The 12,549-nt window shown below is 70.6% G+C and carries 14 protein-coding genes; 7 read left to right on the forward strand and 7 right to left on the reverse strand.

What is annotated here, in order from left to right; all coding sequences use genetic code 11:
- On the reverse strand, positions 1–471 hold the full coding sequence (locus AB0P18_RS11980) for a hypothetical protein (protein WP_363360213.1): 471 nt from the start codon (positions 469–471) through the stop codon (positions 1–3).
- Positions 472–554: 83 nt separating this feature from the next.
- On the opposite strand from AB0P18_RS11980, the gene AB0P18_RS11985 reads away from it, so the two are divergent.
- Together AB0P18_RS11985 and AB0P18_RS11990 are read left to right on the forward strand one after the other, a co-directional pair.
- Positions 555–1,094 (forward strand): AAA family ATPase, encoded by a 540-nt coding sequence (locus tag AB0P18_RS11985; protein ID WP_363360214.1) that lies wholly within the window; start codon positions 555–557, stop codon positions 1,092–1,094.
- A 54-nt stretch (positions 1,095–1,148) separates the two neighbouring features.
- Positions 1,149–1,811, forward strand: coding sequence for a DUF2306 domain-containing protein (locus AB0P18_RS11990; protein ID WP_363360215.1), 663 nt, complete (start codon positions 1,149–1,151; stop codon positions 1,809–1,811).
- Here AB0P18_RS11990 and AB0P18_RS11995 read toward each other — a convergent pair.
- From AB0P18_RS11995 to AB0P18_RS12010, 4 genes are read right to left on the reverse strand one after another with little or no spacing between them, the layout of a single operon-like run.
- Entirely contained in the window at positions 1,808–2,368 is a 561-nt protein-coding gene (locus tag AB0P18_RS11995) for a twin-arginine translocase TatA/TatE family subunit (RefSeq protein ID WP_363360216.1), read from the reverse strand. The genes AB0P18_RS11990 and AB0P18_RS11995 overlap by 4 nt on opposite strands.
- Positions 2,368–3,156: a twin-arginine translocase subunit TatC gene (gene tatC / locus AB0P18_RS12000; RefSeq protein ID WP_363360217.1), complete on the reverse strand. Its 789-nt coding sequence runs from the start codon at positions 3,154–3,156 to the stop codon at positions 2,368–2,370. The genes AB0P18_RS11995 and tatC overlap by 1 nt, the downstream gene beginning before the upstream one ends.
- Positions 3,153–3,359 (reverse strand): twin-arginine translocase TatA/TatE family subunit, encoded by a 207-nt coding sequence (locus AB0P18_RS12005; protein ID WP_363360218.1) that lies wholly within the window; start codon positions 3,357–3,359, stop codon positions 3,153–3,155. Before AB0P18_RS12005 ends, tatC begins: the two co-directional genes overlap by 4 nt.
- A 24-nt stretch (positions 3,360–3,383) precedes the next feature.
- Positions 3,384–4,343, reverse strand: a complete 960-nt coding sequence (locus AB0P18_RS12010; protein WP_363360220.1) for an intradiol ring-cleavage dioxygenase — start codon at positions 4,341–4,343, stop codon at positions 3,384–3,386.
- Positions 4,344–4,553: 210 nt separating this feature from the next.
- On the opposite strand from AB0P18_RS12010, the gene AB0P18_RS12015 reads away from it, so the two are divergent.
- Both AB0P18_RS12015 and AB0P18_RS12020 read left to right on the forward strand, forming a co-directional pair.
- Complete coding sequence (locus tag AB0P18_RS12015) at positions 4,554–5,684, forward strand: histidine kinase (RefSeq protein ID WP_363360221.1); 1,131 nt, start codon at positions 4,554–4,556, stop codon at positions 5,682–5,684.
- On the forward strand, positions 5,681–6,307 hold the full coding sequence (locus tag AB0P18_RS12020) for a response regulator transcription factor (protein WP_363360222.1): 627 nt from the start codon (positions 5,681–5,683) through the stop codon (positions 6,305–6,307). The genes AB0P18_RS12015 and AB0P18_RS12020 overlap by 4 nt, the downstream gene beginning before the upstream one ends.
- Before the next feature lie 319 nt (positions 6,308–6,626).
- On the opposite strand, the gene AB0P18_RS12025 is transcribed toward AB0P18_RS12020, so the two are convergent.
- A complete protein-coding gene (locus AB0P18_RS12025; RefSeq protein ID WP_363360223.1) occupies positions 6,627–7,580 on the reverse strand; it encodes a bile acid:sodium symporter in 954 nt (317 codons plus the stop codon).
- 367 nt (positions 7,581–7,947) lie between these two features.
- On the opposite strand from AB0P18_RS12025, the gene AB0P18_RS12030 reads away from it, so the two are divergent.
- The 3 genes from AB0P18_RS12030 (at position 7,948) to AB0P18_RS12040 (ending at position 11,990) form a co-directional block, all read left to right on the forward strand.
- Entirely contained in the window at positions 7,948–10,650 is a 2,703-nt protein-coding gene (locus AB0P18_RS12030; protein ID WP_363360224.1) for a hypothetical protein, read from the forward strand.
- A gap of 112 nt (positions 10,651–10,762) precedes the next feature.
- On the forward strand, positions 10,763–11,560 hold the full coding sequence (locus AB0P18_RS12035; protein ID WP_363360225.1) for an endo alpha-1,4 polygalactosaminidase: 798 nt from the start codon (positions 10,763–10,765) through the stop codon (positions 11,558–11,560).
- A 37-nt stretch (positions 11,561–11,597) separates the two neighbouring features.
- Positions 11,598–11,990 (forward strand): ester cyclase, encoded by a 393-nt coding sequence (locus tag AB0P18_RS12040; RefSeq protein WP_363360226.1) that lies wholly within the window; start codon positions 11,598–11,600, stop codon positions 11,988–11,990.
- A gap of 2 nt (positions 11,991–11,992) precedes the next feature.
- Here the strand turns inward: AB0P18_RS12040 and AB0P18_RS12045 are convergent, their stop codons facing one another.
- Positions 11,993–12,544, reverse strand: coding sequence for a heme-binding protein (locus tag AB0P18_RS12045; RefSeq protein WP_363360227.1), 552 nt, complete (start codon positions 12,542–12,544; stop codon positions 11,993–11,995).
- Positions 12,545–12,549: the final 5 nt, after the last annotated feature.

The raw sequence follows: 12,549 nt of genomic DNA on the forward strand, positions 1-12,549 counted from the left end.
TTATGCGAGGAAGCGGACCAGTGTGTACACGGCGAGCACGGCGACGGCCAGGCCGACGACCAGGTCGGTCCAGGTCGCGAGGGTCTCCTTCGCGTTCTTGTCCTTCTTGGCGACGTGCATGAGGCCGGCGATGAGCAGGAAGAGCCCGCCCGCGAGACCCACGGGCAGCGCCCACCCCGGCACGAGGGCGAACAGTCCGGCGAAGCCCATCGCGAGGTTGGCCGTGCCGAGCTCGGCGGTCAGCTGCCGCTCGGCACCGGTCGTCGCGGTGGCGCCGAGGATCTGCGCGGTGCTCGCCCGGCCCGACACCTGGACGATCCCGGCGAGGAACAGCCGCGTCCCCACGCCCCAGAACACGAACCATTTGCCGAATACGAGCACCGGATCGCCGCCGACGACGGCGAGCTCGATGACTCCCGAAACGATCGGCAGCACCACGGTCTGCAGCAGAACCACGATGAAATAGCCCACGGCCACGCTCCCCGAACGTCAATTCATCTCACCGTAGCGGCGGGACCCCGCAACCGCCGACTCCGCGCGCGCTACAGTGCCCCATGCGCATCGCGATCTCGGGCACGCACGCCAGCGGGAAGAGCACCCTGATCTCCGACTTCGCCGCCGCGCACCGCGACGTCGAGGTCATGCCCGACCCGTTCGAACTCATCGATGAGAGCGATGATCGGCCCGGTCCGGGGATGCTCCTGCGGCAACTCCGCGCCAGCGCCGACCGGCTCGAGCAGAACGACTCCCCCACGTTCATCGCCGAGCGATCGCCGCTGGACTTCCTCGCCTACCTCCTCGCCCTCGACGAGCTCGGGAGGGGCACCGCTTCCGACGAGGTGATCGAACGGGCCCGAGAGCTCACGGCGAGCGCGCTGCGCCACATCGACCTGCTCGCCGTGCTCCCCCTCAGCTCCGCCGACCGCATCTGGGTCGGCGACGACGAAGACCCCGACCTGCGCGAGGCCATGGATGCCGCCCTCCTCGACCTGCTCGACGATCCCGATCTGATCCCCGCCACCACGCATGTGATCGAGATCACCGGCGACCGCGCGACCCGTCTCGCGGCGCTCGAGGCCGCCCTCGCCGACTGAATCCTGGCCGTTCGGCCGATGCGGTCGCCCGGTCCCCGCAGCGAGCATCGGTTCATGACCCGCACGATCACCCCGCCTCTTGCCCGACCCCGCGCTCGGCGCAGCCGAGAGTGGCTCATCCCGACGTCGCTCCTGCTGCTGAGCGCCGTCCCCGTGCTCGCCGGGGCCTTGCGCCTGACGTCGCTCGCGAGCGGCGGTGACGTGACGCCCGAAAACGCCCGGTTCTTCGCGCTCCCCCTCCCCGTAACCCTGCACATCGTCGGCGCGACGACCTACCTCGTGCTCGGCGCATTCCAGTTCGTGCCGAGCCTGCGGCAGCGGCATCCTCGGTATCACCGGCTTGCGGGCCGCGTGCTGATCCCGGCGGGGCTCGTGGGGGCGGCATCCGGTCTGTGGATGACCGCGGTGTACGACCTGCCCGCCACAGACGGCGGCCTGCTGCCGCTCGTGCGGTGGGTGTTCGGGCTCGCGATGATCGCCGCGCTCGTGCTCGGTCTCGTCTCGGTGCGCCGCCGCGAGTTCGCCGCGCACCGCGCGTGGATGATCCGGGCCTACGCAATCGGCATCGCCGCCGGCACCCAGGTGTTCACGACACTGCCGTGGATGCTGACCGGTGGTCTCGATGCGACGAGCAAGACCCTCGCGATGACCCTGGGCTGGGTGCTCAACCTCGCGGTCGCCGAAGCGATCATCCGCCGTGCAACGCCGCGTCGCTAGACCGCGACGGCGGGGTCGTCCGCCTCGGCCGCGCGGCGCACCGGGTCATCCTCGGCGAGGTCGACGATCGCGATCCGGCGCGGGTGCGCCGATCCGCCGACGATGACGAAACGCTGTCCCGGACGGACGGCGGCGATCTCGGCATCCGTCCAGGCCGGCGCGCGCGGCGCGGAGAGGGGCGCGATCGAGGGAGGCGGCTCGGCAGGCGAGGGCGACTCGGCGGGCGAGGGCGGCTGGTCGAGCTCGACGGCCGGGGACTTGTCACCCTCGACTGCCGGAGCCGCGGCATCCGCTCGCCCCTTCGCCACCGGGTCGTCGGCGAGCGCGTCCCGCATGATCTGGCGCGGGTCGTACCGACTGAGGTCGACGTTCCGCCACTGGTCGATCGGCACGCCCGTCGTCTCCGTGACACCGTCGCGGGCGCCGTCGACGAAAGCACGCAGGCGACGGATGCCGCGCCCGAGCTGTCCGGCATACTCCGGCAGCCGGCGCGGACCGATCACGATCGCCGCAAGCAGCAGAATGAAGAAGAGCTTCTCGAAGGTCAGACCGAACATCAGTAGGCGCTCCCCTGCGGGGTGTCGGAACGGATCGGGTCGGAGCGGCGCAGCATCCGTCGGTCGTGGAGGTGCGTGATCAGCAGCGCCGCGCCGAACAGGGCCGCCATGGGGACGGCGACCAGGAACATCGACATCACGTCGGCGGCCGGGGTCACGAACGCGCTGAAGACCGCGATCACCACGACGATCCAGCGCCAGCCGCGCCGCAGGGTGACCGCCGAGACGACTCCCAGCGCGTTCAGCAGCACCAGGATGACCGGCAGGACGAACGCGACCCCGGTCGCGACGACGACCTTGAGGACGAAGTCGACGTAGTAGCCGGCGTTGAGGATCGTGCTGTCGGCGTCGGAGGCGAACCCGGTGAGCAGCTGCACCATGTGCGGGAACAGGGCGAAGCCGAACGCGCAGCCCCCGAGGAACAGCGCGAGCGCCGCCCCCGAATAGCCGAACGTGAGGCGCCGCTCGCGCCGGGTGAGCCCGGGCGAGACGAACGCGAACAGCTCGAACAGCCAAACCGGACTCGAGACGACGATGCCCGTGAAGATCGCGATCTTCAGCCGCAGGTCGAACGCGCCGGTGACGCTGTCGAAATTGAGACTCGCCTCGCGGGTGAAGGCGATCTGCTCGATCGGGGCGCGCAGCACCTCGAGGATCTGCTCCGAGAAGACGAAGCCGATCACGACGCCGATCGCGAGCGCCACCGCCGCGCGCATCGCACGCGTGCGCGCTTCGGCGACGTGGCGCGTCAGGGGCATCGTGCCGCGGACGGCGGTGGCGGTGGTCATGACGGGCGAGAGGCGTCGGGGCGAGCGACGACCGGGATCGCGATCGTGCCGGGCGCGGGCTCGTCGTTCTTCGACTCCTCCTTGAGGATGCGCACCGACTGCCCGAGGCTGCGGGCGAGTCCGGGCAGCTTGGTCGCGCCGAAGATGAGCAGGACGATGGCGAGCCCGATCAGGGCGTGCCAGCCGGTGAGGTTTGCGAACATGACGGGTCTCCTTGTGCGTGCGGTTCAGGGGCGTCCGCCGGCGGCGGCGGTCGTGGTCGGGTCGATCGCGACAGGCAGGCTGCCGATGTAGCCGGCGGACGTGCTGCCCGAGAACGTGCCCATCTCGGTGGCGTAGCCGTCGCCGAACACGTTGTCGTTGTCGATGCCGCCGAGCGAGGCGAGGTTGCTCGCCGAGCCGTCGTACTCGGCGAGTGCGTAGACCTGGTCGAGCATGTCCTGCGGGAAGGCGACCTGCGACGTCGCGATCTGGTTCGACACGTTGATCGCGGAAGCCGCGTCCGGGTACACCTCGAAGTGGATGTGCGTCCAGCGGCCCATGTAGCAGCCGGGCACGATCGTGGTGAAGGTGACCTGGCCGTTCGCGTCGGCCACTTGGATGCCGCGCAGGTAGGTCTCGTCGATGATCTGCTGCGAGTACATCGAGTACAGGCCCTGCGCGTCGCAGTGCCAGATGTACACGGCTGCGCCGGCGAGCGGGGCGTTGCCGTTGGCGAGGTCGCTCAGCGTGAAGGTGAACGTCAGCGGGACGCCGGCCGCGGTCGCCCCGCCGTCCAGGCTCGTGCGGATGTCGCTGCGGACGATGCCGGACTGATCCAGCACGTTCACCCCGTTGCTGCCGTCGGCCGGGTACGGGCCGTTCGTCTCCTGGGCGATTTCGGTGGTCGCGAGCGTGAGACTCGGCGTCTCGGTCGTGGCGGATGCGCTCGGCGCGGCGGACGAGGTCGGCGTCGTGGTGGCCGTCGCGGTCGCGGAGGTGCCCGTGGATGCCGTCGCACTGCACGCGGCGAGGGTCAGCGCACCTGCCCCCAGGCCGACCAGGCCCAGAACGCCGCGGCGGCTGACCATCGTGGTGATGTCGAAGCCGGCGCCCTGGTCGACGACCTCGTCGTCGGGGCGGACAAGCAGACGGCCCTCGTAGGCGGGGCCCTCGGGGGTGTTCTCCGGCTCGGGAATGCGCTCCATGATGTGCTCCTCTGGTGGTGGCGTGACACCCATGCTGATCGAGCTCTCCATGCGCCTCGCAGGCGTCCGCTATGCGCTTCCTATGAGCCGGAGAGCGGACCGGAGCCTCAGATCTGGCCTTTCGGCCGATGCCGCCGCATCCGCACGACGGCACGATCGAGGAGTGATGCCCACCCGGCGCCGACGCGCCACCGACCGTAGGATGCAGCCGTGAGACGCCTGCTGCGCACCGCCTGGGATCTGCCGGCAGCCGCCGGCGCCCCCGCGCACGTCTGGCGCGACGGTGTGCTCGTCGGTGTCCTCGTCGTGCTCGCCGTCGTCGAGGCTCTCGTCCGCCCCGACCTGCCCTGGCGATGGGCGACCCTGGCGATCGAGCTCGCGGTGCTGCCGACACTGCTCTGGCGTCGCACGCGTCCCGGGCAGATGACCGCCCTCGCATTCGGCACCCTGTTCGTCTTCGACACGATCCGCGGCTTCGCAGGGCTCCGCCCCACCGACACGTACGTCATCGCCGGACTGCTGATCCTCATCTACGCGCTCGCGCGGTGGGGATCGGGGCGGGCGATCGCGCTCGGCGGCGCGGTCGTGGCCGCGACGATGATCCGCGCGTTCACCGTCGATCCGATCGGCCTGCAGAACACGATCGGCGGCATCGCCGTCGTCGCGGTATGCGTCGCGCTCGGCGTGATCTTCCGCACGATCGACGCCGCGCGGCGCCAGCGCCTGGAGCGGGTGCGGCTGGAGGAGCGCGCACGCCTCGCCCGCGACCTGCACGACACCGTCGCCCACCACGTCTCCGCGATCGCGGTCCGCGCGCAGGCCGGCATCCTCACCGGGGCCGCCGATCCTGCTGCCGCCCGCGACGCGCTGCGCGTGATCGAAGGCGAGGCCACGCAGACCCTCCGCGAGATGCGCGCGATGGTGGGGATGCTGCGCGAGGGCGGCATCGCGCCTCTCGCGCCGACTGCGGCGCTTTCCGATCTGCCGGCGCTGGCCGCCGTGCCGGGTGAACCGCGGGTCGCGCTGGAGATGCACGGCGACCCGGCGCCCGTGCCGCCCGCGGTCGGCGCGGCCGCCTACCGGATCGTGCAGGAGGCGATCACGAACAGCCGCCGGCACGCGCGCGGCGCGACCCTGATCGCGGTGACCGTGACGGTCGGGGCGGGGGAGGTCGGCATCCGCGTCGTCGACGATGGGCGCGGCGGCGGTGCACGCGGGCAGGGTTTCGGCCTGGCCGGCATGAGTGAGCGCGCGGCGCTGCACGGCGGGTCGTGCACGGCGGGGCCAGGAGCCGGCGGGTGGATCGTCGAGGCGCGGCTGCCGTTCGGGGATGACCGATGATCCGGGTGGTGCTCGCCGACGATCAGCCGGTGGTCCGCGAGGGACTGCGGATGCTGCTGGATGCGCAGCCCGACATCGAGGTCGTCGGCGTCGCCGCTGACGGGCAGGAGGCGGTGCGCCTCGCGCGGGCGCTGCGCCCCGATGTGGGCCTCTTCGACATCCGGATGCCGGTCCTCGACGGCATCGAGGCGACCCGGCTGCTCGCGGGCGAGCCCGTCGCGATCGTGGTGATCACGACGTTCGACCTGGATGAGTACGTCTATGCCGCACTGAAGGCCGGTGCCCGCGGGTTCCTGCTGAAGGATGCCGGACCGGCGCTCCTCGCCGACGCTGTGCGCGCCGCCGCGGGGGGCGATGCGCTGATCGATCCGTCGGTCACGGTGCGGCTGTTGTCGGTGTTCGCTTCGGCGCGTGCGGCTGTCGTGCCCTCGGAGCCGCTCACCGCGCGGGAGGAGGACGTCCTGCGCGCGGTCGCCCGTGGCCGGACGAACACCGAGATCGCCGCGGAGCTGTTCATCAGCCTCGGCACCGTCAAGGCGCACCTGGCGAGCATCATGCTCAAGCTCGGCGCGCGCAACCGCGTCGAGGTCGCAATGTGGGCGTACGAGACCCGGCGGGTGTGAGCGCTCGGCTCCTCGCGCTCCCCGAGATGGCCCCTCTTCCCCCGAGATGGTGCATCTTCCGCCGAGATGGTGCATCCTCCCCCGAGATGGTGCATCTTCCCTCGAGATGGTGCCCACCATCTCGACGGAAATCCCACCACCTCGACAGAAACCCCACCACCTCGGCAAAAAACCCACCACCTCGACGGAAAACCCACCACCTCGAGGGAAACCCCACCACCTCGGCAAAAACCCCACCACCTCGGCAGAAAACCCACCACCTCGGCGAGGCAGGCAGCAGGGCGGGCCGGATGCCGAGGATCGGCATCCGGGACCAGCCTCAGTCGGCGCGCACGACGCGCGGCACGAGCGCCACCATCACGACCATCGCGACGAGCTCGATCAGGGTCTGCGTCACGACGACGAGCGGTGTCAGCGCGAAGCCGGCGGGCAGCGCGAGGGCGAGCGGCAGGACGACGAGCGAGTTGCGGGTCACTCCGCTGAAAATCGCCGCCCGCTGTCCAGGGAGGTCGAGTCGTGCGATGCGACCGGTGACCAGGCCGAGCGGAACCATGATCACCACGAACACCGAGAAGATCGGCACGACGATCAGAAGTGAGCCCAGCGCGCCGCCGACCTCGGCCACCTGCGACGCGACGACGATAGCGAGCGTGAGCATCATGAGCGGCACCATCGCCGCGGCCATGTACGCCTGTACGCGACGGCCGATGCGGCCGGCGACCTGAGTCAGGGCGGCGAGCGCGAGTGGCAGCACGATCAACAGCAGGAACGCCTCGACGAACGGGCGCGGATCGAAAGCGCTCAGCACACCCGGGCCGGCCATGAGCAACAGATACGCAGGCAGCAGGAGGATCTGCAGCAACATCAGCAGCGGTGTCGCCGCCAGCAACCGGTCGCGAGCTCCGCCGGCGAGCCCCGCGAACACGATCACATAGTCGACGCACGGCGTGAGCAGGACGAACAGCACACCGACCAGGAGCGCCTCATCGGTCGCGACGAACCGGCTCAGCGCGAAGACGACGACGGGCACGAGCACGAAGTTGAGCACCACAACCGTGCCGAGGAACCGGACATCGCGGAGCGCTCGGCCGAACCGAGCGAACGGGATGCCGAGGAAGGTCGCGTACAAGAGGAGTCCGAGCACCGGTGTGATCGCGAACTCGAGCGGTTCAGCCGCGACAGGGGCGATCAGCCCGACCGCGGCGCCCAGCGCGATCGCCGCGAGATACAGCCAGACCTGTTGTTCGTCCCACCACACCACGATCCGCCGCACTCCCCCAGACTGCCGGATGCCGCACCCCGCCCACCGCCATCCACACGGGTTTCGCGCCGAGGTGGCGCCCCTCCTCCCCCACCGCCGAGATGGTCCCCTCGCCGCCGAGATGGTGCCTCTTGCGTCGAGGTGGTGCCACTTGCGTCGAGGTGGTGCCCACATTCTCGGCGCGAGAACCACCACCTCGGCGCGAGAACCACCACCTCGGCGGAAGACCCACCACCTCGGCGGGAGACCCACCACCTCGACGGAAGAGCCACCACCTCGGCGCGAGAGCCACCACCTCGACGCCGCGGGCGGAGGTATCACGGACCGCCATGGGGGACTCCTCCTCCGCAAGATCCCCGATCACGCCGAAGGAAGCGCCATGTCCGATTTCGTCTACACCTCCCCGCTCATCCGCGACATCATCGAGATCAACGGCACCGTCGAGGAGATCTGCAAGACCTACGCCGGCGACGGGCCCGTCTTCCTCCTCGCCCGCGAGGTCCGGCTCACGCAGAACCTCCGGATCACAAAGCGACCCGTCGTCATCGTCGCCGACCTCTTCGACGGAGGCGGCCACTGGATCGACGCATCGGGCGAACCGGCCACGGTCTCCGGCGCCAACGGCGCCGACGGCGTACCGCTCACGGTGACCGAGATGTACTCGCACGACGGCGTGCCGCTCGCCGGCGGACGCCCCGGCGGAGGCGGCGGCAACGGCCAGAACGGCGGCGACGCCCAGAGCGTCACGATCTACGCGCGCCGCACGACGAACGTGCAGATCTCCGTCGCCGGCGGCACCGCGACCGGCGGCGGCAACGGCGGCAACGGCACGCGAGGGGTCGACGGCGCGTTCATCGCCGGCCACACCGACCGCGTCGACCTCACCCCGGAAGACCCGTTCGACGACGCGTACGAGGACATCGTCGTTCCCGACCAGGACATCCCCGGCACCCCCGGCGGCGATGGCGGCTGGGGTGGCAACGGCGGTTCCGGCGGCAGCGGCGGCGCCATCTCTTTCACGAGCATCGCCGACGACAGTGAGCCCGTGTTCGCGACAGCCGGCGGGGCACCCGGTGGGGGCGGGGTCGGCGGGGCAGCAGGCGAAGACGGCGCACGCAGTTCGGGCGCAGCATCCCCCGGCCAGGACGGCACCGCGGGCACCTGGGGCACGGAAGGGACCGTCGCGCGGGCCACCGTCTCCGAGGAGGACTTCATCGCGGGCCTGCGCCCCCTGCTGGATTCGACCGGCCCGTCCTGGGCGAACTACTGGGCGCCGTTCCGCATCGCGATGGGCGACTTCCACTACCACCGGTTCACCCCGGGCGCCGAGGACCCCGGCGACGGCGGTGAGCGCGCCGCGCTCGAACTGCAGCGAGGCCTCGAGCTGCAGCCCGACAACGCGGTGGCGCTGCGGTTGCAGGACCAGCTGGTCGGCATCCCTCGGCACGACGCGAACGGCGCGCGCGTGTTCGTCGGCGGCGGCGCGAACGCGCTCGGCTTCTCACCCGAGCTGGATATCCTGCCCGACTTCCAGACCTACATCGAGGCGTTCGCGCGCTTCGCCCCACTGAACGTCGCCTTCCTGTTCAACGGCATCCAGAGCCTCGGCGCGGCCGCCACGCAGGCGGCGCTTTCCGCCATGATCACCCAGCAGAAGCAGTTCGTCGACCTGGCGCGCGACCGCTTCGAGAAGGACGCGAGCCTCGGCGCCACCGAGAAGGACATCGCCGTGAAAGAGGCGGAGTTCATCCAGCAGCAACTCGACCAGGCGGTCGCCGACATCGCCGCCGCCAAGCCGAAGCTCGCCGAGACCTCGTTCAGCTTCGGCGACATCATCGGCACGGTCGGTCAGATCGCGAGCGCCGTCGTCGGTGTGATCGCCGCGATCCCGACGCTCGGAACGAGCCTGGTGGCGACCGTTCCCGCGATGGTGAGCCTGGTGAACACCGTCACCGCGCAGGCGGAGCCGGTCGCGAAAGCGCTGCTGGCCGGCAGCCCCGCCGACACGAAGCAGGTCGAGGAGGCCTACAAGAAGGTCGGCAAGAGCATCGACGCGGTCATCGGGGCAGGCAGGACGATCGTGAACTTCGTCACCCTCGTGCAGAACCTGACCTCGCCCCCCGACGCCGACAACTCCGAGCAGCTTGCCCTCGTGCGCCGCGGGGCGGAGCTCGCCCACCAGCTGCTGATCGCGCAGAACCGGGTCGACCTCGCCGATCGGCGCATCGAGGCGTCCCAGTCCCATGCGGCCAGAGCAGCCCAGCTCGTCCAGCAAGCCGATGACCTGGCCCGCACCGTGCAGAGCGGTGCCGAGGGGGTTCGGCAGGCGGGCCTTCTCGCGATCAGCATCGCTCAGGCCGGCGCCGACGCACTGAACAGCATGATCTTCCGCGCCGCGCGGGCCGTCGAGATCCTCACGCTCGAACCTCAGACGAAGAACGTCGCAATGGATGCCGGCATGCTGAGCCCCGAGACATGGTGGCGCTACAACGAGAAGCAGATCACCGACGCCGAGCTGGCCGGCCTGCTCACGGCATCCTGGGGTCGCCTGCTCCAGCCCATCGACATCCAGCAGGATTATCTCGCGTACTTCCAGCAGGCTCACGACCAGGATGTCCTCACGCGGATCTTCCGGCCGGGCGACGCGGAGTTCGCCTCGTTCGTGGCCACCGGCCGTCTCGACTTCGACGTGGATGCCGAGCGCATCCCCGCCGGACGCGCCGACGCGAAGACCCGCAGCGTGCGCCTCGCGCTCGTGGGCGCCGAGCACCCGTCGGGGGCGATCTCGTGCGAGGTCCGACACGGCGGGGTGTACACGCAGCGTCGCCGCGACGGCGAGGTGCACGTGCAGCTGCTCCAGGCGCAGACCAGCACCCGCGACGCACAGTTCACCCGCCTGGTCGCTGAGCCCGGTGGTGTCGTGGACCTGCCGCTGACGGCGCCGCTGTCCCTGCGGTTCTGGGGGCGCGGCATCGGCGGGTCCTGGACGGTCACGATGGTCGAGGATCAGCAGAACGCCGCGGTGGACCTGTCGGGCCTCAGCGAGATCCAGGTGGAGATCCGGTACCAGTTCACGCGTTGAGCGCTGCGGCGCCCCCGAGTGCGCGGGAGATCTCGAGAACGCAGGACACGGCATCCCGAGTCGGTCCGGCCGGGAGAAGTCCGCGCCGGTGCGGTGCGCTACCGTCGAGCAGGTGGCAGCCGCACGCGCTCTGGGTGGACTGCTCCTCGCCGCAGTCGCCCTCAGCGGATGCGCGGCGCCGCCCAACGGCATCCGCCTGCCCCCGCCGGGCGCACCCGACTACCAGTTGGGCGGGGCGTATGACCCTCCGGCCGAGGTGACGATCGTCAGCCGCGACCGGAGCGCGGAGCCCGCCGTCGGGGTGTACTCGATCTGCTACGTCAACGCCTTTCAGACCCAGCCGGGCGAAATCGGTGACTGGCCGGCAGAGCTCTTGCTGCGCGAGGGGGACACGGTCGTCTTCGATCCGTCCTGGCCGGACGAGGCTCTCCTGGACACCTCCACCGATGAGAAGCGCGGCAGAATCGAGGAGATCGTCGGTCCCTGGATCCGGAAGTGCGCCGACAGCGGCTTCGACGCGGTGGAATTCGACAACCTCGACACCTACACACGCAGCGACGGTGCGCTGACGCTCAGCGGGAACCTCGCCCTGGCCGCGCGGCTCGTCGCGACCGCGCACGACGCCGGGCTGGCCGCGGGCCAGAAGAACGCGGCAGAGGATGCGGCGGCTCTGCGCGCACGTGCGGGTTTCGACTTCGCGGTCGCCGAGGAGTGCGCCGCTTTCGCCGAGTGCGCGGCGTACACCGCGGTCTACGGCGACCGGGTGATCGACATCGAGTACTCGGACACTGATGGCCTCGACTTCGCGGCGGTCTGCGCCGACCCGGACACCCCGGGCTCGGTCGTCCTGCGGGACCGCGGCCTGGTCACCCCCGAGAACCCGTCCTACGTGTACGAGGTCTGCGGGTGAGCCCACGCCTGCTGCAGGCGCCCCGGATAATGGACCGGTGGAGTCGTGGGAGCTGCGGGAATGGTACGCCGACTTCCTCGAGGCCTGCAATCGGCACGATCTGGATGCGGTCCGGACGTTCGTGGATCCGGGCGTGCGTCGTGCCCACCTGCCCGGCGGCGCCGAGGCGTTCGTCGACGACTTGGCGGAGCTGTTCCACGGGTTTCCGGATTGGCAGTGGCGCCGCATCCAACTCGTCGTCGAAGACGACCGGATCGCGGCGCACCTTCGCGCGAGCGGGACGCATACCGGCGTCTTCCGCGGGATCGCCCCGACGCGTCGGCACGTGAACGTCGCCGAGTTCGTGTTCTCCCGGGTGCAGCGCGGCCGGATCACCGAGGTGTCGGGCACGACCGACCGCGTCGAGCTTCTCGCTCAGCTCGGCGCCTGAGCTCAGCCGGCGACGTCGACCAGCACCTCGTTGCGCCGCAGGAACCACGGCGTGAACGGCGGGTCGAAGCGGGCGAACCGGGGCTCGCCGATCACGGTGACGCCTGCGGACGACAGCGCCGCCAGCAGCTCGTCGCGATGCTTCCGCCAGGACTCCTCAGTCCACCGCCCCGAGAACCGGGTCGCGGCAACGAGCTGCTCGGGAACCGTGCGCACCCGGACGGCAGCGTTCGTCGGCACCGGCGCGTCCTGCTCGGACATGGCCGCGGGCAGCACGAATGCGACCACGAATCCCTCGCCGGTGGAGGACTGCACGACCGGCGCCGTCATCGCGATCTTCTGCGAGGACTGCACGACCGGCGCCGTCATCGCGACCTTCTGCCGGCGCGTGTTCTGCCCGTTGATGTAGCCGACGAGAAGGCCGAACGCGCGGTTTCCGGCGTCTTCGAACGCGACCCCGTGCACCGCGGTCTCGGCGACGACGTGCGCCGGATAGCGCCGCAGCTCCCACCCGCTCTCTTCGCGGATCACCTCGTACGGCTGCTGCTCGGTCACGTCTC

The sequence above is a fragment of the Microbacterium sp. NPDC064584 genome, from assembly GCF_040687315.1.
GTDB lineage: Bacteria > Actinomycetota > Actinomycetes > Actinomycetales > Microbacteriaceae > Microbacterium > Microbacterium lacus.

Coding starts and splice junctions, on each gene's coding strand:
- AB0P18_RS11985 (WP_363360214.1), top strand. CDS start 555: ATGCGCATCGCGATCTCGGGCACGCACGCCAGCGGGAAGAGCACCCTG.
- AB0P18_RS11990 (WP_363360215.1), top strand. CDS start 1,149: ATGACCCGCACGATCACCCCGCCTCTTGCCCGACCCCGCGCTCGGCGC.
- tatC (WP_363360217.1), bottom strand. CDS start 3,156: ATGACCACCGCCACCGCCGTCCGCGGCACGATGCCCCTGACGCGCCAC.
- AB0P18_RS12020 (WP_363360222.1), top strand. CDS start 5,681: ATGATCCGGGTGGTGCTCGCCGACGATCAGCCGGTGGTCCGCGAGGGA.
- AB0P18_RS12030 (WP_363360224.1), top strand. CDS start 7,948: ATGTCCGATTTCGTCTACACCTCCCCGCTCATCCGCGACATCATCGAG.
- AB0P18_RS11995 (WP_363360216.1), bottom strand. CDS start 2,368: ATGTTCGGTCTGACCTTCGAGAAGCTCTTCTTCATTCTGCTGCTTGCG.
- AB0P18_RS12010 (WP_363360220.1), bottom strand. CDS start 4,343: ATGGAGCGCATTCCCGAGCCGGAGAACACCCCCGAGGGCCCCGCCTAC.
- AB0P18_RS12005 (WP_363360218.1), bottom strand. CDS start 3,359: ATGTTCGCAAACCTCACCGGCTGGCACGCCCTGATCGGGCTCGCCATC.